General features: G+C 64.4%; 20 protein-coding genes. 15 read left to right on the top strand and 5 right to left on the bottom strand.

Going from position 1 to position 26,872, the window contains the following annotated elements; translation table 11 throughout:
• Positions 1 to 218 precede the first annotated feature (218 nt).
• Positions 219 to 1,961, bottom strand: a complete 1,743-nt coding sequence (locus KA184_08920; GenBank protein ID MBP8129693.1) for a divalent metal cation transporter — start codon at positions 1,959 to 1,961, stop codon at positions 219 to 221.
• Between the two features lie 156 nt (positions 1,962 to 2,117).
• Between KA184_08920 and KA184_08915 the strand changes: the two genes are divergently transcribed.
• From KA184_08915 to KA184_08890, 6 genes are all read left to right on the top strand, one after another.
• The gene (locus KA184_08915; protein MBP8129692.1) at positions 2,118 to 4,994 is read left to right on the top strand and encodes a PAS domain S-box protein; all 2,877 of its coding nucleotides are present in this window, start codon (positions 2,118 to 2,120) and stop codon (positions 4,992 to 4,994) included.
• 39 nt (positions 4,995 to 5,033) lie between these two features.
• A complete protein-coding gene (locus KA184_08910; protein ID MBP8129691.1) occupies positions 5,034 to 6,191 on the top strand; it encodes a SpoIIE family protein phosphatase in 1,158 nt (385 codons plus the stop codon).
• A gap of 12 nt (positions 6,192 to 6,203) precedes the next feature.
• The gene (locus KA184_08905) at positions 6,204 to 7,211 is read left to right on the top strand and encodes a hypothetical protein (GenBank protein MBP8129690.1); all 1,008 of its coding nucleotides are present in this window, start codon (positions 6,204 to 6,206) and stop codon (positions 7,209 to 7,211) included.
• Between the two features lie 112 nt (positions 7,212 to 7,323).
• Positions 7,324 to 8,427 carry a UDP-N-acetylglucosamine 2-epimerase (non-hydrolyzing) gene (gene wecB, locus KA184_08900; GenBank protein ID MBP8129689.1) on the top strand — a complete coding sequence of 368 codons (1,104 nt, stop codon included), beginning with the start codon at positions 7,324 to 7,326 and terminating at the stop codon, positions 8,425 to 8,427.
• Positions 8,428 to 8,462: 35 nt separating this feature from the next.
• On the top strand, positions 8,463 to 9,737 hold the full coding sequence (locus tag KA184_08895) for a nucleotide sugar dehydrogenase (protein MBP8129688.1): 1,275 nt from the start codon (positions 8,463 to 8,465) through the stop codon (positions 9,735 to 9,737).
• A gap of 90 nt (positions 9,738 to 9,827) precedes the next feature.
• Entirely contained in the window at positions 9,828 to 10,022 is a 195-nt protein-coding gene (locus tag KA184_08890) for a hypothetical protein (GenBank protein MBP8129687.1), read from the top strand.
• Positions 10,023 to 10,042: 20 nt separating this feature from the next.
• On the opposite strand, the gene KA184_08885 is transcribed toward KA184_08890, so the two are convergent.
• From KA184_08885 to KA184_08875, 3 genes are all read right to left on the bottom strand, one after another.
• Positions 10,043 to 10,585 carry a nitroreductase family protein gene (locus tag KA184_08885; protein MBP8129686.1) on the bottom strand — a complete coding sequence of 181 codons (543 nt, stop codon included), beginning with the start codon at positions 10,583 to 10,585 and terminating at the stop codon, positions 10,043 to 10,045.
• The gene (locus KA184_08880) at positions 10,582 to 13,272 is read right to left on the bottom strand and encodes a YfhO family protein (protein ID MBP8129685.1); all 2,691 of its coding nucleotides are present in this window, start codon (positions 13,270 to 13,272) and stop codon (positions 10,582 to 10,584) included. Before KA184_08880 ends, KA184_08885 begins: the two co-directional genes overlap by 4 nt.
• A 63-nt stretch (positions 13,273 to 13,335) precedes the next feature.
• Entirely contained in the window at positions 13,336 to 14,490 is a 1,155-nt protein-coding gene (locus KA184_08875) for a hypothetical protein (GenBank protein MBP8129684.1), read from the bottom strand.
• Positions 14,491 to 14,779: 289 nt separating this feature from the next.
• Here KA184_08875 and KA184_08870 point away from each other — a divergent pair, with 289 nt between their 5' ends.
• The 6 genes from KA184_08870 to KA184_08845 all read left to right on the top strand — a co-directional run bounded on the left by KA184_08870 (position 14,780) and on the right by KA184_08845 (position 21,756).
• Complete coding sequence (locus KA184_08870) at positions 14,780 to 15,859, top strand: hypothetical protein (GenBank protein ID MBP8129683.1); 1,080 nt, start codon at positions 14,780 to 14,782, stop codon at positions 15,857 to 15,859.
• 82 nt (positions 15,860 to 15,941) lie between these two features.
• Positions 15,942 to 17,807 carry an oligopeptide transporter, OPT family gene (locus KA184_08865; protein MBP8129682.1) on the top strand — a complete coding sequence of 622 codons (1,866 nt, stop codon included), beginning with the start codon at positions 15,942 to 15,944 and terminating at the stop codon, positions 17,805 to 17,807.
• 85 nt (positions 17,808 to 17,892) lie between these two features.
• Positions 17,893 to 18,888, top strand: coding sequence for a PmoA family protein (locus KA184_08860; GenBank protein MBP8129681.1), 996 nt, complete (start codon positions 17,893 to 17,895; stop codon positions 18,886 to 18,888).
• A 2-nt stretch (positions 18,889 to 18,890) separates the two neighbouring features.
• The gene (locus KA184_08855; protein MBP8129680.1) at positions 18,891 to 19,751 is read left to right on the top strand and encodes an NAD(P)-dependent oxidoreductase; all 861 of its coding nucleotides are present in this window, start codon (positions 18,891 to 18,893) and stop codon (positions 19,749 to 19,751) included.
• Between the two features lie 15 nt (positions 19,752 to 19,766).
• A complete protein-coding gene (locus KA184_08850) occupies positions 19,767 to 20,336 on the top strand; it encodes a DJ-1/PfpI family protein (protein ID MBP8129679.1) in 570 nt (189 codons plus the stop codon).
• A complete protein-coding gene (locus KA184_08845; protein MBP8129678.1) occupies positions 20,329 to 21,756 on the top strand; it encodes a sulfatase in 1,428 nt (475 codons plus the stop codon). The genes KA184_08850 and KA184_08845 overlap by 8 nt, the downstream gene beginning before the upstream one ends.
• A gap of 9 nt (positions 21,757 to 21,765) precedes the next feature.
• Here the strand turns inward: KA184_08845 and KA184_08840 are convergent, their stop codons facing one another.
• Positions 21,766 to 23,052 carry a Gfo/Idh/MocA family oxidoreductase gene (locus tag KA184_08840; protein MBP8129677.1) on the bottom strand — a complete coding sequence of 429 codons (1,287 nt, stop codon included), beginning with the start codon at positions 23,050 to 23,052 and terminating at the stop codon, positions 21,766 to 21,768.
• 94 nt (positions 23,053 to 23,146) lie between these two features.
• Here KA184_08840 and KA184_08835 point away from each other — a divergent pair, with 94 nt between their 5' ends.
• The 3 genes from KA184_08835 to KA184_08825 all read left to right on the top strand — a co-directional run.
• The gene (locus KA184_08835; GenBank protein ID MBP8129676.1) at positions 23,147 to 24,433 is read left to right on the top strand and encodes an MFS transporter; all 1,287 of its coding nucleotides are present in this window, start codon (positions 23,147 to 23,149) and stop codon (positions 24,431 to 24,433) included.
• 453 nt (positions 24,434 to 24,886) lie between these two features.
• Positions 24,887 to 25,888 (top strand): aldo/keto reductase, encoded by a 1,002-nt coding sequence (locus tag KA184_08830; GenBank protein MBP8129675.1) that lies wholly within the window; start codon positions 24,887 to 24,889, stop codon positions 25,886 to 25,888.
• Between the two features lie 27 nt (positions 25,889 to 25,915).
• On the top strand, positions 25,916 to 26,872 hold a 957-nt coding region (locus KA184_08825; GenBank protein ID MBP8129674.1), incomplete at its 3' end, for a hypothetical protein.

The following is a 26,872-nucleotide window of genomic DNA, read 5'->3' as shown; positions in this document are numbered from 1 at the left end:
TGGAAGTTCCTATTGATGATTACTATATGGGCGGGATCATCAATGAGTATAACGCCGAGATGACTGGGCCGGTCTACTGGGCGGTCTGGACGAACCGCGTGGTCCGGTGAGGCGCAACGCGCGCCACCGCCGTGGCGCGGGTATCCTGCCCATGCCCATGCGGGGCTGCCTGCACGACATCCGCTTGCGCGGCGAGGGCGCCCGCGCCACCGGCGGAGTTATGGAGCCTCTTGCGTATCCGGGTTTTTGCGGGCCACATGGACGACCACCACGGCGACGGTGAAGAGGATTACCGCCGCAAGCCCGTACCAGCCTGCCTTCGACCAGATGGCCCACAGGCTGCCAAACCCGGCGAGCAGCACGGCAAAGGCCATCACCACGTTCCAGAGCACGCGCTTGCCGCCGCGGGGCAGATGCTCGCCCATCAAACGCCGCTGATTCATCAGGAGGAAGAACGAAAGGTACGCCAGCGGCAACAGGGTCATGGCAAAGATGGAAGTGGGAATGGCAATCCACATCTGCGCGCTTTTCCAGAAAAACGGACCCAGGATGCCGACGGACACCATCAGCATGCCGGCGCGCTGCCGCCAGCCACGCGCCGGCCGGTTCAGCAGTTCGCAAAAACACAGCCCATTGATCAGCATCAGCATCGTGGCCGCGCCCATGCCCATGCCGAGCACGCCCAGTCCAAACACATAACGCGCCACGGTCTCGCCGGTGAGCGGCGTGAGCGAATCCGCCAGATTGAAGGCATCGCGCGTGACCAGCATCGCCGCGAGGCGGCGGTCCGCCTCGGGCAGTGCGCCAAGCCGGTCCGCCTTCTCCTCCGGGGACAACTGCTGGAAGGCCTCGGCGCCGATTTGGACGGCCAGCCGATCCTCGAGCAGGGCATTGAATCCCCCCACAAGATTCGGCGCGGGCGCGATGACCCGGCCCTGCGCATCGGTCTCGCCGAGGAAGCCCGGGGCGGGTTCCGCGTGGAAACGCGCGGCGGACGCGACGATCACGCAACTCGTGGCGAGCACGAAGGGGAAAAACAGACCCGTGGATAGGTCGAAGATGGCCAGACCGCGGAAATCGCGGTCCCAGCCTTTGCGCAGCATGGAGTAGGGAAACAGGAAAGTCATGTTGATGCCCACGGCGGTCGCCCCCGCACTGATCATGACATCGCGCTGCTGCGATACGATGAGCGCCTCCCAATATCCCTGATATTGCGGCGCGACATGCGCAATCTGCGCCGCCAGCGCTTCCACGGGCTCGAAAAGGAGGCGGAGGTCGGGAATGAAACCGCGGAACACCTCGCCCGCCGCCAGGCCGCCCGTCGTGACCAGTTTGATCGTCACGCTGACGAAACACACCACGACGACGCCCACCATGCATTTCACGAGCACCTCGAATACCCGCATGCCCCAGCCGCCAATGCTGTAAAGCATTCCCGCGGTCAGGGCAACGGCAAGGATGATCCCGCACACGGCCAGTTTGCCCCACGGGTCCGGCATGACTTCCGGGCCGAATACGCCCGGGAAAAGGTTCTGCTGGAACGAAGCGGTCGCCAGCGCAAACTGCGGCATGGACCAGACCAGGTTGGCGACCATGGACGCCAGCAGCCAGCTCCAGCCCAGGACGGGGTTGACGTGCTTGTTGATTGCGCGCAGCGGACGCTCGCCGGTCGAGAGCGTGACATATGCGATGGCGCTGAGCATGACAATGCCCGCGGCCATCGCGACCGGCTGCAGCCACAAGAAACTGAAGCCGACCAGCACGCCAAGATACATGCAGGACGACAGGGAGCCGCCGCCCAGCGTGACGGCACTCTGCAGCCAGCCGGGCCCCGACAGGCGCACATACGCGCCCAAAGTAGCCAGACGCCCCCTTGCGCGCGCCGAGACGATCAAGGCCCGATCCCGCTCAATGCGCAGGTTCATCGAAAGAACAGGCGTCTCCTGGTCTTTTGCCGGCATAATACAGCGCCCTCCTCTGAAATGATTCTCATTACGCGCACACTGCGCCGCACTGCGCGCGCCACTATGATGACCGCAACAATCCGGTTGATCAAGGGTAATCGCCGGGCCGCTTCTCGTTATCCGCCGCGACGATCGTTTACCATAGGGCAAAACGTGGCGAACCCAGAGGTTATGGTGCGCGTCGGATTACAAACGAAACTCACGCTGTTCTTTCTAGTCTGCGGCCTCGTCCCATTGCTCGTGGCTACGGCTTTCAGCTTCGCCATCGCGCGGCGCGCCTCGGAACGGCTCGAATCGCTGGCCTACGAGGCGCTCGACCAGCGCGCCAGGGAACACCTGGCAGCCTTGCTCGAAGCCAAGCGGGACCACGTGCGCAGCTACGTCGAGGCCATCGCGCGCGAAGCCAATTTCACCGCGCGCGACCAGCGCCTCGGCCGCGCGTTCGTCACGGTGCGGGACGCATTGCAGCGCTTCCTCCGCGAGCAATCGCCCGACTCAGCGATGTTCTCGAAAGAACGGGAAGAACTGCGCCGGTATTACGAGGAAACGTTTGCCGCCAGCTATCGCGCGCGCTGGGACACGCCCCCGCCCGGCCTGGAAAAACGCATCCAGCAGTTGAGTACGGAAGCCGTCGCCATTCAGTTCGCCTTCTTCTTGAGTGAGAGTAGCGCCAAAGGGGGGCCTGCGCGCATCGCGACGGGCTACGGCGCATGGCAGGCGGAATTCGGCCCGCATTTCGCCGCCGCTTGCGACGAACTCGGCTATCACGACCTGCTCCTCGTGGACGCAGAAACGGGCGTCATCGTCTTTTCCGCGCGGCAGCATATCGACTTCGGCACGTCGCTGAAGGACGGTCCCTGGGCAGACACCAAGGCGGGCGAGGCATTTCGCGCGGCGGCGGGGCGCGACGCCGGGGTCATCTTCACCGATTTCGCGCCGTACCTGCCCGCGTATAACGATCCCGTAGCCTTTCTCGCGGCGCCCATTCTTCACGAAGGCGGCAAGCCGGGGGTTATCATCCTCGCGCTCACCATCCGCCATATCAACGAACTCATGCATTCGCGCGCGGGCCTCGGCGAAACCGGCGAGATGCTGCTGATTGGCCCCGACCTGCTGCCCCGGAGCGATTCGCTTCTGGATGCGCCGGGAGCCGTCAACGTTGCGCGCGCCTTTCAAGAACCCGCCCGGAGCGGCATCGACAACGAGGCAACGCGCGCGTTATTCGCGCAGGGCGCGGAAGGCGTCGGCATCTTCCAGGATTACCGCGGCCGGGAGGTGCTCATGGCCTACGCCCCCGTGGACGTGCTGGGCATCCGCTGGGGTCTCCTGGCCAAGATGGACACGTCGGAAGCGTTTGCGGGGGTCAATGAATTCCGCCGCACGGCGTCAAAAGCCGGTGAAGACATTGCGCGTTCCCGCTTCGTGTTCGCGCTGCTCTCGAGCGTGGCGCTCCTCCTGCTCGCCTTCGCCGTGACGCGGCCCGTGGTGCGCCCTTTGCAGCGCACCGTGGCCATGTTGCGCGCGATGGGTCAGGGCCAGGCCGACTTGACACAGCGGCTCGAGGCGCACACGCGCGACGAGATCGCCGACCTCGCCTATTGGTTCAACACGTTCATGGAGCGGCTCCAGGGCTTGTATGACGAACTCGCGCACAAGACGGCCGCGCTCGAGGCGTATCAGCGTGAACTCGAAGAATACAGCCGCAACCTGGAACAGGAAATCGTGGACCGCGAATGGGCCGAGGCCGAGATACACCGCCGCGAGGCCTATTACAAGGCGCTCATCGAACACGCGGCGGACGTCATCGTCGTCGTGGACCACGAGGGCAAGCCGCAGTACGTAAGCCCTTCCTTCAAAACCACGTTCGGCTATGACGCGGACGAACTGCAGGGCCAGCCGCTGAATGACCTCGTGCATGCGGACGATTGGGCACTGCGCGATGCGAAGCGCGCCGAAGCGCTCGCGCATCCGGGCGTTCCCGTGCGCGCCGAGTTCCGCGTCCGGCGCAGAGACGAACGCTGGGTCTGGGTGGAATCGACCGGGACGAGTTTCCTGGAAGACGAAGTGGTCGCGGGCGTTGTGCTGAACCTGCGCGATATCAGCGCGCGCAAGGAGGCCGAGGCGCTGCTGCGCGATTACAGCGGGCGGCTCGAACAGGAAGTAGCGGAGCGGACGGCGGAACTGCGCAAGAAGAGCGACGACCTGCAGCGCGCCCTCGAGGAGTTGCGCCAGACGCAGGACCAATTGATTCTGAACCAGAAAATGGCGTCGCTCGGCGCGCTCACCGCGGGCATCGCCCACGAAATCAAGAATCCGCTCAATTTCATCAACAATTTTGCCGAACTCTGCATCGAGCGCACGGAGGAACTCGTGGCCGAACTCAAGGCGCGCGGCGGCCAGGTGCCGGCCGACCTCTTGCAGACCCTGGAAGAGACGCTGCGCGACCTGTCGCAGAATGCGGCGCGCATCCGCGAGCATGGCGGCCGCGCCGACAGCATCGTGCGCAACATGCTGCTCCATTCCCGGGGCCGGCCCGGGCAACGCCAAAGCACCGACCTCAACAAGTTGCTCGACGAGTACGTCAACCTGGCGTACCACGGGATGCGCGCGAAGGACGCCGCGTTCAGCGTGCGCATCGAACGGCAGTACGACCCCGGCATCGCGCCGATTCAGGTGGTGCCACAGGACCTCGCGCGCGTCTTCCTCAACATACTTACGAACGCGCTCCAGGCCGTCCAGCAGCGCCGCCGCGAGGCCGGCCCTGAGTACCGGCCCCGGGTCGCGGTGCGCACCGTGAACGAAGCCCAAACGGTTGCGGTTCATATCCGCGACAACGGCCCCGGTATCCCGGCGGACCTGCGCGACAAGGTTTTCGGGCCCTTCTTCACGACAAAACCGGCGGGCGAGGGAACCGGGCTCGGCCTTTCGATCAGTTATGATATTATTGTGCGCCAACACCAAGGGGAATTGCTGGTCGATTCCGTGCCGGACGAGTTCACCGAGCTTACCATTCGTCTGCCCAAGGAATAACGATGACCGGCATGGCCGGCTACAACAGGAAGGACATAAATGACGGTGCGCATCTTAGTCGTTGATGACGAGCCGGACCTGGAATTTCTCATTCGTCAGAAGTTCCGCAAGCGCATTCGCGAGCAAGAATATGAATTCCATTTCGCCGCGAACGGCCTCGAGGCCCTGTCACGACTGGACGAAATCCCGGAAATTGAATTGGTCCTCACGGACTTGAACATGCCGGAGATGGACGGGCTTACGCTTCTGGGCAATCTGGCCGAACGCACGCCTTTGTTGAAAGCCGTGGTCGTCACCGCATACGGGGACATGGAGAACATCCGTGCCGCGATGAATCGCGGCGCCTTCGATTTCCTGACGAAGCCTATCGATTTTCAGGACCTCGAACTGACCATCGGCAAGACTATCCGGGAGATTCAGAACGTCAAGGCAGGCGATGACGCGCGGCAGCGCCTGGTTGCCATCCAGCGCGAGATGGACTTCGCCGCGCACATTCAGCGGTCAATCCTCCCGAGGCCTTTCCCGGCGCGGCCCGACCTCGAACTGCATGGCGAGATGCTGCCCGCGTCGAGCGTTGGCGGCGACTTTTACGACTATTATGCGCTCGACGAACACCGTATCGGTTTCCTGATTGGCGATGTCTCCGGCAAGGGCATGCCCGCCGCGCTGTTCATGGCGATGAGCCGGTCGCTCTTCAAGGCGACGGCGCTCACGGGCGCGCCGCCCAACGAGTGCCTCGGGCATGTCAATGACCTGCTGTGCGCCGACGACGCGGACGGCATGTTCGTGACCATCTTCTACGGCGTGCTGGACACGCGCTCGGGTGAACTCCAATACAGCAATGGGGGGCACAACCCGCCTTTGCTCCTGGCGCGGGACAGTTGCCCGCGCACTCTCCGCAATCTGGGCGGAATCGTGCTCGGCGTGCAGCCGGGCCACGTCTACACTTCCGAAACGGTCGTGCTACGGCCTGGCGAGGGGTTACTGTTGTATACCGACGGCGTCACCGAGGCGAGGAACGCCGCGCGGGAGCAGTACACGCCCGCCCGGCTCGAGGCGCGGGTACGCGAGCTTGGCGGCGCGCCGGCCCGCGCGGTCGCCGCGGCCGTGCTGGAAGACGTGCGCGCGTTCTCGCTGGGCGCGCCGCAGCACGACGATATAACGATGCTTGCGTTACGCTATTCAGGAAAGGAGTAGCCGCGAACCGCCATGGTCATGCCGCAACGCCGAAGACGAAACCCGCGCGACAAGGCGGCAACCGCCGCGCTGCCGTTCAAGGTCCGGTGGTCCGGGTTCCGGCCTTTTTACGACTACTGGGGCAACGAGTTGAAGCGCCACTACCAGCTTGAGACGCTCGCCGCCGCAACGGAATGGATGCTGCGCGGCAACGACCGCTTCCTCGTGCCGAGCGTGCGCGCCGTGCTCGGACCCGCTCCTATTTCGTCGCTGTCCTTCGAGTTGTTTCAGGAAGGCCGCCACCAGCTCATCTTTTCCTTATTCGCCGCGAATGCGCGCCACAAACGCGCCGCCTTCGCATACGTCGCCGCCAAGAACGCGGAGGAACACTCCGCCGTCGCGCGCGCCGAGCACCGCATCCTCGAAACGCTGTATCAGCGCGCGCCGCAATGTGTCGTGCGGCCTTTCCGCGGCGGGGGTGTGTTCCTGCCGGACCGTCATGGCCGCAAGGGCCAAGGCCGCAAAATCTACGCGTATTTGACCGAATGGCTGGCCACATATCATGAACTGGGCGTGACGCGCGACCTCCAGTTCTTCCTGAATGTGCTCAAACCGCACACGCTGTCTCGCGCGCAGACGGAATTCATCAAGGGACTCATCGTCGAGACCATGGCGCGCACTTACAGCGCGAAGGAGCGCAACGCGATGGCACCGCCGGAGATCGCCTCCGGGGATTTCGTCGTGACGCGCCCGGACCGCGGGCCGCAGCGTGTCAAACTGATCGCTTGCCGCGCAATGGTCCGGGCCACGCCGGGCAAGTACCTGCAACTCATATTCGCGAGCACCTGGGATTGGGGCGGTAAAACGTTCCGGCTGTGTCCCGAGACGCCCGGCATGCTGTTCGACGCCCTGGCCCGCGCGCTGGGAGCGGAGCATGCGCGCGCGTGGGTAGCCGAGTACGCGGCGCTGGTGCGGCGCGGCGCGGCGCCGGACGTGCTGCCGGAGTACCGCGCCGAACTGTGCGAGATAGCGGGCTGCTGACCCGGGCCGGGCCGCGGGATCTTGGCATCCCTTCCGCCGCGCCGTTATAATCCGCGCGCCCGGAGAAAGCGGGTTCATTCATGCACGACTCAGAAAGCGGAGCGGCGCCGCGATGAAAGTCCTCGCGGTGATAGGCACGCGGCCGGAAGCCATCAAGATGGCTCCGGTCGTAGACGTATTGCGCCGCCGTCCCCAATTCCAGGTCGAAGTCTGCCTCACGGCGCAGCACCGCGAACTGCTTGACCAGGTGCTCCGGGTTTTCGACTTGCCCGCCGATTACGACCTGAACGTGATGCGGCCCGGTCAGTCGGTGTTCGATATTTTCTGCGCGGTGTTGCAGGGCATGCGGCGCGCCATCGAAGAAGCGCGGCCCGACGTCGTGCTGGTCCACGGAGACACGAGCACGTCCTTCGCGGCGGCGCTCGCGGCCTATTATTTCCGCCTGCCCATCGGCCACGTCGAGGCCGGGTTGCGGACCTATGACAAATACCGCCCCTTCCCGGAGGAAACGTACCGGCGCTTCACGGACGCCGTCTGCGATTATCATTACGCGCCGACGATGCGCGCGCAGGCCAATCTCTTGCAGGAACACATTCCCGCGGCGAACGTGCTCGTGACCGGAAACACGGTCATCGATGCCCTGCTCGACGTGGCGGCGCGGCCCTATGACTTCGCCGACCCGCTGCTCAGGTCGTTCGGCGAGCAGCGGCGCATGTTGCTTGTGACCGCGCACCGCCGGGAGAGTTTCGGCGCGCCGTTCCGCGAGATGTGCCGCGCCATGCGCGACCTGGCGCGGAACAACGCTGAACTCGAAGTGGTCTATCCGGTTCATCCGAACCCGAATGTGCGCGGCGCCGTGCGCGACCTGCTCGAGGGGCAGGAACGGGTACACTGCATCGAGCCGCTCGAGTATCTGCCTTTCGTACATTTGATGAAGAAGGCCACCATCGTCATGACGGACTCGGGCGGCATTCAGGAAGAAGCGCCGTCGCTGGGCAAGCCCGTGCTGGTCATGCGCGAGGTTACGGAGCGGCCGGAAGCCGTCGAAGCGGGCACGGCGCGCCTGGTAGGCACGCGCTATGAGGACATCGTACGGGAGACACAGCGGCTGCTGGACGACCCGGCGGCCTATGCGGCCATGGCGCAGGCCGTGAACCCGTATGGCGACGGCCGGGCCGCCGCGCGTATCGCGGACCATTTGGCCCGCATGGCGTAGCGGGCCGGCCCGGCACAGAAGAAGAGGAAGAGGGCATGAGCAAAGTCTGCGTGCTGGGACTGGGTTATATCGGCCTTCCGACGGCAAGCGTGCTCGCGACGAACGGGTTTGCGGTTGTCGGGGTCGACGTGTCGCAACGTGTCGTGGACACGGTCAACGCGGGCAATATCCACATCGAAGAGCCGGGCCTGCACACGGTGGTGCGCGCGGCCATCGGCTCGGGTAACCTCCGGGCGTCCCACGAACCGGAAATTGCCGATGTCTATATCATCGCCGTGCCCACGCCGCTTACGGCGCGCAAGACAGCGGACATGACCTATGTCACGCGGGCGGCGGAATCGATCGTGCCCTTGCTTCGGCCCGGCGCGCTCGTAATCCTGGAGTCTACGTCGCCGCCCGGCACCTGCCGCGGCCTGCTGCGCCCGATCCTGGAGCAGTCGGGCCTGCGCGTGGGGCCGGAAATCCATCTCGCGCATTGCCCGGAGCGCGTTCTGCCTGGGAAAATCCTCAAGGAACTCATCCACAACGACCGCGTCATCGGGGGATTCGACCGTGCAAGCGCGGAAAAGGCGCGCGAGGTGTACGCCGGTTTCGTAGAGGGCGAACTGCTGCTCACCGACGCGACCACGGCGGAGATGGTCAAGATCCTCGAGAATACGTACCGCGACGTGAACATTGCGCTGGCCAATGAGGTAGCGCTGCTGTGCGAACGGCTGGGCATCGACTTCTGGGAATGCGCGCAACTGGCGAACCGGCACCCGCGCGTCGCCGTCCACCACGCCGGACCCGGCGTGGGCGGGCATTGCATCTCGGTAGACCCCTGGTTTCTGATCGAGCAATTCCCGGACGACGCCGCCCTCATTCGCCTGGCCCGCCAGCGTAACGATAGCATGCCCACGCACGTGCTGCGCGGCGCGCGCAGACTCCTGGGCAGTCTCCAAGATCCCAAGATCGCCGTACTCGGCCAGGCGTACAAGGGCAATGTCGACGACATTCGCGAGAGTCCGGCCATTCACGTGGTGGACCTGCTCAAGACGGAGGGGCTGCGCTACGCCATATACGACCCGCACGTGAAGAAGGGGCCGCACGAACTCAGTTCCATCGAGGAATGCCTTCACGACGCCGACCTGGTGCTCGTCTTGACGGCGCACGATGAATTCAAGTACCTGAACCCGCGTCAGGTATTGCGGCAGATGCGCACGGCGCTCTTGTTCGATACGCATAACCTCCTGGACCACGAGGACTGGGTCCGGGCGGGATTCCGCGTGGCTGTGCTCGGCACGGGCTCGGATATTCGCGAATCGGCGTGAACGCGCGGCATTTTCTGTAACTCGCAGCACGCATCGTGGTATAGGGAAACAGGTACTCGTTGTTTGAGCGGCAAGAGGACTAATTCCAAGATGAGCGACGTGAAGATCATTCAGATGAGGCGGATCAGCCGGGTTATTTGCGGCTGTGGCCTCGACAAGTATTTTATGACAGCGCCGAACCAATGCCCGGCATGCGGTTCGTCCTGGGACCAGCCTCTCATCGAAGAGGCGCAAGGCCGCGACAGCACGCAGCGCGCCATACGGTTCTCGGCCGATTACAGTTGAGCCTGGTTGTGCGCGGGTTTTCAGAACCGCTCGTAGTGCGTGAATTCAGACGCTTCGCGCCGGGGCGGCGCCTTTACATCGCCCGCCGGATAGCCGAGCGGCATCAACGTAACCACCTCGTACTCTTCGGGCACACCGAGCGTCTGCCGCGCGCTGTCGTGGTCGAAGAGGCCCAAGACCAGCGTTCCCAGCCCGAGCGCGTGTGCCGTCAAGGCGATGTTCTGCGTCAGGATTCCCAGGTCAAAGAGCAACCAATCGCCAAAACGCGTCACAGCGTTGCCGTGGTAGAACCCCGAGACACGGCGTTTGCCACACACGACCAGCAGCAGCGGCGCACTCTCGATGCAGCGCCAGCCCGGGTTGCCTTCCGGGACGGACTCCTGCAACGCCCGTTTCACGGACGGGTCGCGGACGACGATGATCTCCCAGCATTGCGTGTTCGCCCAGGATTGCGCCCACCGCGCAGCCTCCATAAGTTCGGCCAGTTGGGTTTCCCCCACCGCTTCGTCGCGATAGCGCCGGATGCTGCGCCGGTCCCGGATGATGTCCATGAATTGCGTCATTGTGCTGCTCCTTCCGCTGCCACATCGCGGGCGCGCCGCCCACGAGACTTCCCTGCCGCCCGCCCCAGCAGCGCGGCGATGACCAGCCCCCCCGCGGTCGCGAACGCCGTGACCGCCATGCCCGCGTATGCGCGCCAGGAATGATAGACAAAGTCGACGCGATGCGACCCCGGCGGCACAACAATCGCCTTGAAAGCGTCATTCGCGCGCAGAATCGGCGTCTCCTCTCCGTCCACCCGGGCTTTCCATCCCGGGTACCAGGCGTCGAGAAACGTCAGAATACGGTGGCCGGGCAGGTTGTTCAGCGCGACGGAGACCCGATTCGCCGACCGCGCCAGCACCTGAATGCGGTCCCCCTCATCCTGCGTGTCCGAGAGCAGGTACAACCCGACAAGGTCCAGTGACGCGTTAGCATCGGCCAGTTTGAAGGTCAACGTCCCGCGGAACCGCGCGAACTCGGGCAGTGGAATCTCGATGGTGCGCACCGCGTTGCCGCGCGGCTCCACCCGCTGCCACTTGCCGTCCTGGCGGCGGCCCGTGTCCGAATCGCGGAACCGGGACTCAATCGCGACGGACTGCGCGCAGCGCAGTTCCAGCACCAGGGCGCTGTGCCGGCCGCAGGTCGCGGCTTCGGGGAGATCGATAATGCGGTCCCTGCGCCCCGGCCGCAACAGGGCGCAAAACCGGGACAGGTCCGCCTCGCCCAGCCAGACGGCACGCACGCCGTGGCGCCCGCTCTCATCGGTCGAGATGCTGCTGCGCGGCAGCGCGCTCAACGGGACTTCGGGCACCGGCAGCGCCGGCGCATCCGGCAGGAACACGGTTGTCGCCGCTGGAAACAGGTCGTGCTTGCCGATGAGCGGCGCGCGCACGTATTGGCGCGCGAGCCAGAACTGCCGTTTCAGGAAGAGGTTGCCGCGGTGGTTCTGCTGCGTGATCTCGTAATCCTTCACGCTGCGCTGATAACGCGCGCCGCGCCCGTCGCTCGCGAGGGTCTCGCGGACGCGCTCGATGTACACCGGTTCGTAGCCGTGCATGACCCCGCGCAACTGGTAGAGATGGCGGTTCTGGAAATCGTCGACGCCGCGCGCGTTGCCGGACCAGAACTCGGTACTGAAGTCGCGCTTGGCGTAGCGCTGATACTCTTGCTGGTAGATCATGTACGGCACGTATTCCGCGTTCCAGACGAGCGTCTCGCCGGCTACGCCGGCCAGCAAGAGCGCGCGCCAGAACCGCGGCAGCGTGATCCAGCCCGAGAGCAGCAGGACGCACAGAGTCAGGCCGGGCACGGCGACTGCCCACATCCGCAACGGGACCGGTCCGCCGCCCGCAAGTCCGATATAGGCGCCGCCCAGCAACGGCTTCAATGAAAACAGGAGCCAGATGCCCGCGGCCAGAATCGCGCCGTCGCGCAGACTCGCAAAAAGGCGCAGCAACAGCACGCGACGGGGGCGACCCCTATCGGCGCGCCACGGGGCGGTCACCGCATCGACGCCGAATCCCGCGAGCAGCGCGAAGGGCAGCAGCGCGAAATCGAACGCGCGCGTCGAGGCGATCATCTGAATCGGCGAAAGCGCGTAGAATATCCGCGACAGCGGCGCGGGCGGGCCTATGCTCAGATCGAAGAGGACCAGCAGGAGGGCAACGTTGATGAGGACGGCGCGGCGGTTCCGGTGGGTCAGCCCGGCAAGCGCCAGCAGCAGCGCGCCGATGCCCGCCCCGCGAATGTCTTCCACCTGCCACTCCGTGCCGGGATACCGGATCAGGTCGTGAAACAGTTGCTGCCAGGTCTTGGCGTAATGCGGCACGCTGAGCACGTAGTCGCTGCCTTTTACGCGCGAGCTCAGACTTGCGAGTTCGCCCCCCGGCAACAACAGCGCCATACCCGCCAGCGCCGTAAACACCAGAAACAGCAGGACGAACAGCCCGTCACCCGCCAGCGCGCGGACAAGCCCGGACGCCGAGGCTGGCTCGTGGTCCCGGTCAGGACGCAGCAGCCGCTGCAGCGCCGCGTAGCCCGCTACGCATACCACGACGTACGGTGCAATGTTCAACGCGCCGCTCAGCACGCTGAGACCAAAGATCAGCCCCGCAATGATGCCGTATTGCGCCTTCCGGACCAGGCTGGGCGCATTGACCGCGCCGCGCGCAAGCAAGAGCAGCCACGGCAGCCAGGCAATCATGAACAGGAAGTGGTACTCGCAGGTGCGGCGCACCCAGATCGCGCTCAGCAGAAACACGAGCGACGCCGTGGCGGACGCAGCCATGCCCAAGCGGTACGTCCGCGCGAGAAATGCAATGCCCACACCCGCGACAAGCAGGTGCAGTCCCATGAGCACAATGAAACCGGCCTGCGTCTTGAGCGGCGTCGGGTTACAGGAGAGCAGGCTGCGCAACAGGTTCAGGGGATACAGCGCGCCCGTCACCGGATTGCCGATGTAGGGCATGCCACAGAACGTAAGCGGGTTCCACAGCGGCAATTCGCCTTGGTGCAGGCAGTGGTCCATGTAATAGCTGAGCGGGCCGACCTCGCGGTAGACGTCGTAGCGGCCGGACAGGCGCGCGTGGTCGCCGACGAGTACCTCGCGGTATGTCAGGCCGAGTGCCGACACGATGATGAGCAGCACTATCGCCGCCGCGCTCCAGCCCCAGCGGGCTTGTGCGTTCGGTACCCGTTCGGTTTCCAAGGGTGACTCGCGCTCCTCGACTTGATTCTCTTCTTCCATGGACGACAGGGCCGGTCCGGCCGTTCAGGAAAACACCGCGTGCATGCGGTCGCAGTAGTAACGCACGTTGTCCCACAGAGCATCGGGCGCCAGACGATGGTCCGGGCAGGGCAGGTAACCGCCCAGGCCGACCAGAGGCTTGAGACGCTCGATCTCGGCGTCGATCGCCGCGAAATCGCGCGAAAAGACGTTCTTGTTCATCCCGCCGACACCGCGCAGTTCGGGCCCGTATTGCTTGCGCCACGCCGCGATGCTTGCGTTCCACGTTCCGACCTCGATCGGAAACATGGTGTTGACGCCGTTCTCGAACCAGATGGGCACGAGCGCGTCGATGCACCCGTCGCAATCGAGGGAGACGTGCCGGATGCCGTACCGGCCTGTGAGGTCCGTGATGCGCCGGTAGTGCGGCCCGACCTTCTCCGCAAACACCGAAGGAATCACGAGCGGCCCGTTCTTGAAGCAGATGTCTTCCCAGAAATGCGCGAAATCGAATTTCGCGCCGGACGCGAGCGCCGTCTCGACGCACCGGTAACAGAGGTCGCCGACCGTGTCGATGATCTCTGTGTACAGGGCCTCGTCCTCCGCGTAAAGATAACTGGAACCCGTCACGCCCAGCACGTTGCGGATATTTCCGAACAGACTGCCGCAGTGGAGACCGTAATGGTATTCGCGCGTGCCGCCGCGCAGAAAATCGAGCCCGCCTTCGCCCCACGGGACCATCTCGTCGTTGACCCGCACCTTGCCTTTCGCGATCCGGTCTTCACAGAACACCAGACGGGGCCGGAAGTGTTCCTCCCAGTCCGCGCGCCCCTTCAGCAGGTGATCGAACTCCGCCGGAATAGACACCGCGCCCGGACGTTCCAGTTCAATGACGCCGAACTCGTTGCGGACCTTGCGCGAACCGTCCGGCAGTTCTTCCACCGTCTCCCGCTCGAATGGGGGAGACAGAAAGGTGTCCGGATGGAACGCGGAGTAGTAGTTTGCGTCAAAGCCAAGCCGCTCGCTGAGAACAGCGTCCGTCGGGTTGCCGTCGGTCCACTCCTGGGACTCTTCCCGGGTAATATGGCCTTCGGCGGCCCATTTCTGGAGCGTCTCGCGCCAGAACCCGAAGTGTACGACCGGCAGACGGTCATACGGCTGATAATCGAGGACGGCGATCACCCGCTCACGGTTCGTCATACCATTTACTCCCAGTACGCTGTGTTTCGACCCCATGCTTCGCGAAACGCACGTTCTTGCGGCGGGAAAAGCAGAGAGAGTATGCCACGGCGGGCGCGTGTATGCAAAAACCAGCACTACGGAGGCGATGATTTTCCGGCACGTTTGTCCCTTTCAACGGGTGTTGACCATTAGAGAAAGGCTGTGCGATAGTGGCGCAGACAATCCGCCCGGGCACGAGGATATCAGAGTGAATCGTTCTTCGCGCGCCTTGGCGCGGTGGCGGCAACAGCAGCGGGGAAGCGCAACGATGACGTCCAAGGAGCGTGTGCTGAACGCGGTTGCGCGGCGGCCCGTTGACCGCGCTCCGATCCAGACGTATCTGACGCCCGAAATGGAACAGCAGCTCATGGGCCATTTCGGCGTCTCCAGCGCGGACCTGTTGCTCGATATCCTCGGCGTGGACCTGCGCACCGTGAACCCGCCGTACATCGCGCCGCTGCCGCCCGTGCCGCCCGGCTCCGATCTCGTGGATGAATGGGGCGTCGGATACGTGATGTTCGACCACGGACACGGCGGAGCGTATCCCGAACCGAACCATCTTGCCCTGGGGCAAATCACGACCATGGACGCCGTCGAGGCTTACCCGTGGCCCAGCGCGAGCGACTTCGGCTACGAGCGCGTCCCGGCGCTGTGCGAAGCGGTCGCGTCCTGCGCCGTGTGCGCGGGGCACGCCGGGATGCCCGATATCGTGAACGGCGTGGGCCGGGGGCGGGGCATGGAGCAGGTGCTGCTCGACATCGTGACGGAAGACCCGGTCGGCACGGCGATCATCGACAAGCGGTGCGACTTCTACTTCGAATTCGCCGCGCGGACCTTGCAGGCGGCAAAGGGCAAGATTGATATCCTCTGCCTTGGCGAGGACACGGGCAACCAGCGCGGCCCCATGTTCCATCCCGCGGTCTTCGACCATTTCTTCCGGCCGCGCATCCAGCGCTTCATCGACTTGGCGCACGATTTTGGCTGCAAGGCGATGCTGCATTCGTGCGGCAGCACGCGCGAGCTTCAGCCGCGTTTCATCGAGATGGGCCTGGACATCCTCGACGCGGTGCAGCCGGAACCGGCCGGGATGGACCCCGAGGAGGTGAAAGCCGCGTTCGGGCGACATCTGACGTATTGCGGGATGATCAGTACGCAAAAGACGCTACCCTTCGGAACCGTCGAGGAATGCCGCGCCGAGGCGCGGCATCGTCTTGCGTTGTTCTCGGAGGGCGGGTATATCTTCTCGCCCGCGCATTGTATTCAGGCGAACACGCCGCTGGAGAATGTGCTGGCGGTTTACGAAGAGGCGCTGCATCTCGCGCCGGGGGCGCTGCAGCGCCGGGCGTGAGGCCGCGAGACGCCGGCAAATCACTGTGGAAGGGCAGCCATTGGAAGACGGTGCAAGCAGGCCGGGAGAGCGGCCTCAAGAAGTGCGACCCTCGATACAGCAGCCCTCCCCCATTCCGGAGACTACGGCGCGGGCGGTGGCGCTCGGCGCGCTGTTGAGCGTCGTCATGCTCGCGGCGAATATGTACCTCGGTCTGCGCATCGGAATGACGGTCAGTGCTTCAATCCCGGCGGCGGTGGTCAGCATGGCAATCCTGCGCGGCCTGCTGCGGCGCGGCTCGATCCTAGAAAACAACATCGTGCAGACCATGGCCTCTACGGGCGAGAGTCTCGCCGCCGGGGTGATCTTCACGGTGCCTGCGCTCGTCTTGATTGACGCGTGGCAAGAATTCCAATTCTGGCCGACGACCCTGATCGCCATGCTCGGCGGCGTGCTCGGGATTGTCCTGATGGTCCCGTTGCGGCGCGCGCTCATCGTGAACCGCCCGGACCTGCCTTATCCGGAGGGAGTCGCGTGCGCGCATGTGCTGCGGGCGGGGCAGAGCGGCGGGGCGGGCGCGCGCCGGATCGGCGAAGGCCTGCTGCTGGGCGCAGTGGTGAAGTTCCTGGTCACGGGCGTGCACCTGTTGCGCGGCACGGTAGAAGGGGCGTGGCTGCGCGCAAACACCGTGTTGTACGCGGGCGCGGACGTCAGCCCCGCGCTCTTGGGCGTCGGCTACATCGTAGGTATGCGCGTGGCGTCCCTCGTTTTCCTGGGCGGCTTTCTCGCGTGGGGCGTGGCCGTGCCGCTGGCGGCGCGCGGCACGGCGGCAGACCCGCTCGGTTGCGCTTGGGATATCTGGTCCACGCAGGCGCGCTATATCGGCGTTGGCGCGATGCTCGTCGGCGGATTGCACGCGGTCTGGAGCGTGCGGCGCAGCCTCGCCGCGGGGTTTGCCGCATTGCGCGCATTGCAGGCCGCACAGCCGGGCGCGCGGGCGGCCATGCCGCCGACGGAGCGCGACTTGCCCCTGAAGACCCTCGGCATCCTGTTCGCTTGTGTCGCCGGCGGGATGTTCCTCCTCTACTGGCATCTGACAGGCAGCCCGCTGTTCGCCGCCGCTACCGCGGCGCTCATGTTCCTCACAGCGTTCTTTCTGGTGGCCGTCGCCACGTACATTGTGGGGCTGGTCGGTTCGTCCAACTCGCCGGTCTCGGGCATGACCATCTGCGCGATCCTGTTCACTGCCGCGGTCTTTCTGCTGGCCGGCGTGCGCGGCTCCGGCGCGGCTGTCGCGGTGCTCGGCGTCGCGGGCGTCGTGTGCTGCGCCGTATCGACCGCGGGCGACATCGCCCAGGACCTCAAGACGGGCCACCTGGTCGGAGCGACGCCCGCGCGGCAGCAGTGGGCCGAGATCATCGCGGCGGTGATCCCCGCGTTCGTCATCGCGCCCGTGCTCATGCTGCTGCACAAGGCCTATGTGATCGGCAGCGAAGAATTGCTCGCGCCGCAGGCGGTCCTGTTCGGCAGCCTGGCCGAAGGCATCTTCGGCGGGGGAACCGTGCCCTGGAACATGGTGCTTGCGGGCATCGGAACGGGAAGCACCCTGATTGCGCTGAACGCGGTGTTAGGCCGCTTCGGCATCGCCTGGCGCGCCCATGTCATGCCTGTGGCCGTCGGCATGTACCTGCCCTTCGCGCTGGGCGTGACCATGCTGCTCGGCGCGCTGGTGCGTTCCCTTGTCGAGCGCCGCCGGATTTCGAAGGAGAACGGCGAGACTCACGCATCGGGGATTCTTTTCGGTTCGGGGTTGATCGCGGGCGAGGCGCTCATGGGCATCGCGCTGGCCGTGCCGGCGGCCTTGGGGGTCTCCCTGGGCCATCTCGGCGAGCATGTCCTTCCGTCTCTCGCTGTTCTTGTCGTTCTCGCGCTGCTTTACGCCGCCGCGGCGTTTCGACGCATTTCATGACTCCCGCAAATACACTTGCCAAATATCGAGGGCGTTCCTTACTCTTGAACGGCAGGCAAGCCTGTACCGTCCCGAGAGGTGCGCAATGAAGACCTTCAAGCATCGTGCCGTCGCTATTCCCTTGACCATGTATCTGCTTGCCTCAATGGGATTGCAGGCTGCCTGCGCAGAGGACGGCCTGCCTTTGGTCTCGTTCCGGGAAGACGCGGGACGAGTCGAGATTTCCGTGGGAGACCGGGGCGTCGCAACGTACGTCTACGACGACCCCGCGATTTCACGGCCCTATTTCTGCCAGGTTAGAACCCGAAGGGGCGTAACCGTCACGCGTCCCAATCCGCCCGATCCCGCCATCAACAAGGGCAACGACGATCACCCTCTTTTTCATCCGGGCGTATGGCTGGCGTTTGGCGATATCAACGGCGAGGATTTCTGGCGGAACAGGGCGCGGGTGCGCCACGTGCGTTTCATCGAGGTCCCGTCGGCAAACGAGGGACATGGCGGGTTCTCCGTTGAAAACGCGTATACGGGCGAGCAGGGGGGTATTGTGTGCCGTGAAGCGTGCAGTTACAGGATTTGGAGCGACAGCGCGGACGCCTGGTTCCTTACGAGCCGCAGCGCGTTCCGGTCAGACAGCGGGGGCTTCGCGTTCGGCGACCAGGAGGAAATGGGGCTTGGCATTCGCCTGAATACGCCGATCACGGTGAAACTGGGGTCGGGTCACATGACAAACAGCGATGGCGGCCGAAACGAAGAGGGGACTTGGGGCAAGGCCGCGCGCTGGTGCGGCGCGTGGGGGGGGGACGCGGGCCGCGGCGTTGCGGTCGCGCTCATGCCTTCTCCCGGCAACTTCCGGTCCTGCTGGTTCCACACGCGCAACTACGGCCTGATCGTCGCGAATCCTTTTGGCGAAAAAGCCATGACCGGCCCGGATGACCCGTCCGTGACGCCCAGCGCGACGATAGTGAAGACAGGCGGGGAGTTCACACTCTGCTTCGGGGTATGGATTGCGGACAGCCCACGGGATGTAACACCGCCGTTTGACACGGCATACGAACGCTGGCTGAAATCGCTGGAGCAATAACCATGGATGTGGGGTTGATCGGGTTGGGACTCATGGGCCGCGCGATGGCCGCGCGGCTGGTCCCTGCGGGTTATCGCGTGTTCGGTTACGACTTGAAGCCGGAAGCCCGCGCGCTTGCCATGCCACTGGGCGTCGAAGTGCAGGCGGACGCGCAGGCCGTGGCGGAAAAGACCCGCTGCATTATCCTGAGTCTGATGACCTCCGATGACCGCCGCGCCCTGCTATGGGGCGGTCAATCCATGGCCGCCGCGTTGCGGCCCGGCGCGGTCCTCATCGATACGACGACGGGCCGCCCGGAAGACACGGCGGCCGACTCTGACCGGCTGGCCGGTGCGCAGGTCCGGCTGGTGGACGTATGCCTGTCCGGCTCGAGTCAGGTAATGGAGGAAGGCCGGTCGATTGCCCTTGTGGGTGACGCGGGGCCAGATGCTGCTTATGACGGTGTCCTGAAGGCCATCTCGAAGGTCCAGTACTTTTTCGGCGCGCCGGGCCAGGGCAATCGCGCAAAATTGATCGTGAATCTCGTGTTCGGCTTGAATCGTCTGGTGCTTGCAGAGGCGCTGGGGCTTGCCGCGCGCGCGGGATTCGACCTCGCGACAGTGCTGGAAATCTTGAAAGCGGGAGAGACCTACAGCGTTGTGATGGACACCAAGGGACCGAAGATGATCTCCGGGAAGTATGAGCCCGTAGTGGCGCGCTTGGCGCAACACGCGAAGGATGTTCATCTGATTCTGGACTACGCGCGGCAGGTTTCCGCCCTCGTGCCCGTTACGGAAACACACGCGCGCATCATCGACGAACTGGTCGCGCAGGGATTCGGGAACTTGGATAACGCGGCGATTTTCAAGGCCTACCAGGCATAGACGGGAGAGGTGCGCATGGCCAAGGTGCTCGTGGTCATAGGCGACGGCGCGGAGGTAATCGACACGCTGGTGCCGTACTACCGGCTCGGGGAAGACTACACTGTCGACGTGGCTGCGCCCGAGAAGCGCAAATACCATCTCGTACAGCACGAACACCAACCGGACTGGGACATCACGGTGGAGATGCCGGGGTATACATTCGCGGCGGACATGCCCTTTCGCGAGGTTGAGCCCGCGGAATATATCGGCCTGGTGCTTCCGGGCGGCAGAGCGCCCGAATTCCTCCGCTACGACCAGCACCTGATTCGGATCGTGCAACACTTTTTCGAAAAGAAGAAACCGGTAGCCTCAATTTGCCATGGCGTGGAAATCCTGGCCGCGGCGGATGTGATTCGCGGCCTCGACGTGACGACGATTCCGCGGTGCCGGTTTGACGTCGAAGTCGCGGGGGCGCGCTACCTCGAGCAGCCGCTGGTCATTTCCGGCAACCTGTACTGCTGCCGGTATAAACGCGAGTGCTCGGCCTGGATGAAGGCATTCATCGAAGGATTGCGCAAATACGTCAGGGAGACGCACCATGATTGAGATGGATCGCCGCACGTTTCTGGGCGTTCTGGGGGCCGGCGCGGCGGGAATGCTGGCCGGCGGCGCAAACGCGGACAGCGCGAAGCTGCCCAATATCGTCTTTATTCTCGCGGACGACATGGGGCGGCATCAATTAGGCTGCTACGGCAACGCATTCTATGAGACGCCGAACATCGACGGGCTCGCGCGCGAAGGGGTCATGTTCACCGACGCGTATGCGGCGTGTCCCGTTTGTTCGCCCACGCGCGCCAGCATCATGACGGGAAAATACCCCGCGCGGCTGCACATCACCGATTACATCCCGGGCAACCCATATCCCTACGCGAAGCTGAAGACCCCCGACTGGTGCAAGCAAATGCCGCAGGAGGAAGAGACGCTCGCCGAATTGCTGGGGCGCGCGGGTTACGTTTCGGGACACTTCGGCAAGTGGCACCTGAGTCTTGACAAGGTGCCGCAACCGGGCCGGCCCGGCGCTCCGGATACACAAGGGTTCGCCGACGTGCTTGTCACCGAAAAACCGGAGGCCGGCGAGGCGGCGCGCGCGACGGCGAACCGGGATTACGACGCACATCACGCGCACGAAATCACAGACCGCGCCATAAGCTTCCTGCGGGCGAACAAGGACCGGCCGTTCTTCTGCTACGTGGCGCACAACCTCATTCACCGTCCTGAAATGGAGTATGGCCCCCTGATTATCAAGTACGCGCGAAAGCCGGAAGCATCGAACGCAATGGGGAACAATCCGGTGCTCGGGGCGATGGTCGAGACGCTGGACCGCGAAACGGGGCGGCTCTTGGCCGCACTCGACGAGTTGGGGCTGTCGGGCAACACAATAGTCGTCTTCTTCACGGATAACGGCGATCTTTACGGACGCGAAGGCCTGAAACCGTTCTACGGTGCGAAAGCCGACCTGTACGAGGGCGGCATTCGCGTGCCGTTGGTCATTCGATGGCCGGGCGTGGCGAAACCGGGCAGCACGTGCGCGGAACCCGTGTGCAGTATCGATTTCTTCCCCACGTTTGCGGAGGCCGCCGGTGTCTCCGTCGACAATCCGAGCGTGGACGGGATTAGCTTTGTGCCGGCGCTTGCGGAAGGGGCCGCGCTTCGGCGCGATGCGCTTTATTGGCACTACCCGCATTACCATTCGCTGGGCATCGGGCCTTCGGGCGCGGTGCGTCAGGGCCGGCACAAGCTGATTGAATGGTTCGAGAAAAGCATTGACGGGCCGGACACGCCAGGCGCAATTGAACTGTTCGACTTGGTGAATGACCCGGGTGAACGGCACAATCTTGCGCCCGAAATGCCGGAACGGGCGCGCGAACTGCGTGAACAACTGCGGGACTGGCGCAGAACGGCCGGCGCGCAGGAAATGAGCCGCAATCCGGACTACGATCCCGCCCGCGCAGACACCCCGAACTGACTCCCGCCGCTACGCCGTTCCCGGCAGTTCATATCCCGCGCGGTATTCGCGCGAGAACATCTTCTGTGCGTCTGGGTCATCCAGGCACTCCCAAGCCATGGGATGGATCCGCAGCTTGCGGTTGACGCGAGTCGCGATGTTGCCCAGGTGACACAGCGCGGTCGAGACCGCCCCTTCTTCGATGCCGCCGTTCAGAGCCGCCGGATTGCCCGCCTTCACGCAGTCCAGGAAATTGCGCACGTGTTCCTGGACGCCGCCATACGGGCCCAGGTGCTTCCGTTCTTCGCCGGTACGCGTGACATGCACGCCCTCGCGGCCAAATTCCAGCTTTCCGTTGTCGCCGTAGAACACCACGCCGTTGTCGTGGCCTTCCAGCGTGTAATCGGTCCAGAGCCGCATTTCGTAGAGCAGGTAGCAGTCATCGTATTCATACGTGACCACCTGCGTGTCGGGCGTCTCGTGGTCGTCATCGTAGAAGAGCTGGCCGCCTGATGCGCTGACCGCCTTCGGCATGCCCACGCCCAGGCCCCAGCGCGCCTGGTCAATCTGGTGGATGCCGTCGTTTCCGATGTCGCCGCAGCCGTAATCCCAGAACCAGTGCCACTGATAATGCCAACGGTTCGTGGTAAACGCGTGCAACGGCGCTGGGCCAAGCCACAGGTCGTAATTGACGCCCTCAGGCGGCGCGGATTCCACCGCGCGCCCAATCGGCCCGCGCAACTGGTGGTTGATGGCCTTGGCCATGCGGACTTTGCCGATGCCGCCTTCGCTCAGGAACGCCACCGCATCCTGCAACGCGGCGCCGCTGCGGCCTTGCGTGCCTTGCTGCACGCATTTGCCGCTTGCGGCCGCCGCCTGCTTCAGCAGGCTGGCCTCGCGGATGTTGTGCGCACAGGGTTTTTCGACGTAGACGTGCTTGCCCGCCTGCAACGCCGCGAGCGCGATGGGCGTGTGCCAGTGGTCCGGCGTGGCAATGCTCACCGAGTCGAGGGACGGGTCTTCGAGCACGTCACGGAAATCCGCCTGAAGCGCGGCTTTGGCGGTCCCCGGCACTTTGAGCAGGACCTTGCGCAGTTGTTCGGGGTCGATGTCGCACAGGACGGCAACCTCACAATCCGAGAAGGACGAAAAAACCTCCGCGTGCCGTCGTCCCTGGCCGCCGAGGCCAATCACCGCGTGGCGCACACGTTCACTCGGAGACGCCTGGCCCGCGGCGGACAGGGCGGGAAACGCCAGTCCGGCCAGCAGCCCTTTACCTGTGGCCTCCAGGAATTCACGGCGGGTTCGATGGCTCACGTGCGGTTCCCTCCATTTTAGAGTGAATAGCTCAAGAAAGACCCTTCCCCCCCGGCTTTGCCAGCCATTATACTCATCATGGGAGGAATTCGACATGACCTTGCTCACCGACAAGCCACAGCAACTGCATACGAATACCGCAACTGACAAATGGCTGGTCCTTGCCGGAGCGGTGTTGGGCTGGCTCTTCGCAGGGGTACAACTGGCGCTGATGCCCTTTGCCGCGCTTACGATATCCAAGGACCTCATGGGTGAAGCGTACACCGCGGCGGGCGCCGGAAGCTGGTTCGCGGCCTATTCCGCCATAACCATGCTCGGCGCGGCCACCGGCGGGCTGGTCTTCGGCAACCTCGGGGATCGCTTTGGCCGCGCCAAAGGCCTTTCCTGGAGCATTCTGTGTTTCACCGTGTTCGGACTCGCCGGTTCGCTCGCGCAGAACCAGCCGCAACTGCTCGCATTACGCTTTCTGGTCGGCCTTGGCGTGGGCGGCACATGGCCTAACGGCGTATCGCTGCTGTCGGAATTCTGGACAGATGTCTCCCGGCCCATGATGGCGGGCCTGATGGGCGCCGCAGCCAACCTGGGAATCCTGATTCTTTCCCTGCTCGGCAAAATCTACGAAGTCACGCCGGACACCTGGCGCGGCCTGATGCTGATGACCGGCAGCCCCGTCGTTCTCGGGTTACTCGCGCTCTGGTTCGTGCCCGAATCACCAAAATGGCTGCAAACGCGCGCGGCAAGCGCGGGCCAGCCCGCGGCAATGCCCCTGCGCGAACTGTTCCGGTCGCCGTTGCTCAGGAGCACGCTGCTCGGCATTGCCCTCGGTGCGATTCCATTGCTCGGCGCCTGGGCATCGAGCAAATGGATGTTGCCTTGGGCGGACGACGTTGGCGGCGCGGCGCAGCCCGGATACAAGGCGAGCACGCTCCTGTGCTGGGCGACCGGCGCGACGCTGGGCGGCCTGTTCGGCGGCCATGTGGGACAATTGCTGGGCCGCCGCTTCTCCTACACCTGCATCAGTCTCGCCGCGTGCGGCATGAACGTGTACATCTACACCTTTCTCGAACCGCTCCAGCCATGGTTCCTGCCCGCGGTCTTCATCCAAGGGCTGATCAGCACGTTGTTTTTCGGCTGGCTGCCCCTATATCTGCCCGAAATCTTCCCGACACACGTGCGCGCCACCGGCACCGGCATCTCTTACAACTTCGGCAGGTTCCTTACCGCCGCGGGCGTAATGGCGGCGGGGCTCTTGATCCAACTCTTTGAAGGCAACTACGCGCGCGTCGGGGCGGTAACGGGCCTCGTCTACGCGCTCGGCGCAATCGTCATCTGGTTCGCCCCGGAGACCAGGGGACAATCGCTCAAGAATCGCACGACGTGACGCGGCAAGCGTCCAGGAATTCACTCACGCGAAAGAGAAGACAGATTGGATGGGCAATCACGAAGCAGGCTTCCCGAAACACGTGATGTCGCGCCCGGATTTCTTTTCAGGCGGCGGCACATCCGGCCGGCCCTCCGGCTGCGGTCGCTGCCGCGCGTAGCGTCCGCTAAGACACTGAAAAACACATGCGCAATACAGGGTTCATCACTTGCCAAGCGGGTCGGAAGCTGGAATACGCCTCAGTCCGAAAAATCGGTGCTGCGGGGAAAATCTCCGTGCCACATGCGAGTCATGCGCATACCGTCCTGTTCGTATCGATTTCGAGCTTCTTTCAACACTTCACGACCTTGCTTTCACGGCGGCAAGTCCGTAACGTGTAGCAACGGGCGGCGGCCGTGCGTCGTTTCTGCCGCGCCTGTCAGGCAATCGAGCAATGACCCGGAGGAAGTTGAAATGAAGTACCGTAATTTGGGCGGTTCGGGCATCAGCGCTTCAGTGGCCGGCATGGGCACGTGGGTGACCGGCGGCGGGGCGGGCTGGGGCGCGGAACCCGACGACACGGAATCCATCCACGCCATCCATGCGGCCATTGACATGGGCGTGAACCTGATTGACACGTCGCCGATGTACGGGCTCGGGCGCAGCGAAGCGGTGGTCGGCAAGGCGATCAAGGGCAAGCGCGACAAGGTTGTGCTCGCCACGAAATGCGGCCTGTGGGCCGACGACGAACGCGGCTCCTACTTTATGGACCTCGACGGCGTGCGCACGATGCGCAGCCTGCGGCCAGACACGATCCGCATCGAAATCGACCGCAGTTTGCAGCGGCTCGGCGTTGATGTCATCGACCTCTATCAAACCCACTGGCCCGCCATTCCGCCGGACAAGACGCCCATCGCCGACACAATGGCATGCCTGCTCGAACTGCGCGACCAGGGGAAGATCCGGGCCATCGGCGTGTCGAATGTATCGCTCGATGAATTGAAGGAAAACGCGGCGTGCGGCCCCGTCGCCAGCAATCAGTTCCGGTACAGCATGTTGTGCCGCGGCCCCGAGAACGACATCCTGCCATACTGCCTCAAGAATAACATCGCGACGTTGACCTACATGTCTCTTGAACAGGGCCTGCTTACGGGCAAGGTCGGCATGGACCGCGCCTTCGGGCAAGGCGAATGGCGCGCGAACGCGGATTGGAACCCCTGGTTCAAGCCGGAGAATCGCCGGCGCGTGCTCGATATGCTCGCGAGCTGGAAAGACCTCACCGCGGAGTATCATTGCAGTCTGGCGCAACTTGTCGTGGCATGGACCGCCGCGCAACCGGGCGTGACGCACGTGCTTTGCGGCGCGCGCACGGCGGAACAGATCGCGCAAACCGCGGCGGCTGCCGACCTCGAACTCGAACCGGCGGATATCCTGCGTATCCGCGACGACGTCGAGGCGTTGGGCGAGCCGGCCTGACAGCGGCACGGAAACGGGGCAACTCGAATGGCGCAACCAGCAACGGCGCGACTCTGGGCGGCGTCCGGCCATCTTTCGGAGCGGGTGCGCCGCTTGCGGGACGAGTATTTCTCGTACGGGCGCACGGCGTGCGGACAGGGCCCGGTCAAGCCGCGCGCGTTTGTGAACGAAGTCCTGCCGTTCAGCACTGGCACGCCCTGGGATGCCGTGTTCTCCCGCGCGCGCTGGACCAACGTGCCGGAGTTGATGCCGTTTCTCAACGCCTATGAAGACTCGCTGGCCGCAGCGGCGCGGATCGTGCCGCTGCCCGCCGGATTCTGGCGCGAGCCGCTCATCAAGCGGGTTGCGATCTTCTTCGCCGAAGTGCTTCGCAAGCATCTGCCCGTCGTGATCCTCGACGGCGAACTCATCGTCGGCGGCCATTTCAACGCGGCATTGTCGCTGTGCCTGACCCGGCGCGAGGAACGCCGCCGCGCCCGGCTCGCCAAGCGTTTCCAGCGCGACATTGTCCACGCTTCTTCGCTGGGCATCGGCAACTGCGGTGCCGTGCCCGGGCACCTGATCCCGGACTACCCGAAGGCGCTACGCACCGGGTTGCGGGGCATCGTGGCGGAAATCGAGACAGCGAGACAGCGGGAAATGGAACCGGACGCGCGGGACGCGCTCGACGCATTCGCGATCGCATGCGCCGCCGCGCGTGACCTCGCGGTGCGCTACGCGGAAGAAGCGGAGCGGCTTGCGCGCCAGACCGCGCCGCAGTGCGCCTCGGAACTCCGCGAGATCGCGCGCATCTGCCGCAAGGTCCCCTGGGAACCGGCGGAGACGTTCCACGAAGCCCTGCAATCGCTGTGGATTACGCACATGCTCGTGCTCACCGCGGAATCGTACCCCGGCGCGGGCGTCTCATTCGGGCGTTTCGATCAGTTCCTTTACCCCTACTTCCGCGCCGACCTCGACTCCGGAAGGCTCACCGGGGAACAAGCG

The sequence above is a fragment of the Candidatus Hydrogenedentota bacterium genome, assembly GCA_018005585.1.
Taxonomy (GTDB): domain Bacteria; phylum Hydrogenedentota; class Hydrogenedentia; order Hydrogenedentales; family JAGMZX01; genus JAGMZX01.
This window is presented reverse-complemented; position numbering and strand designations above follow the sequence as displayed.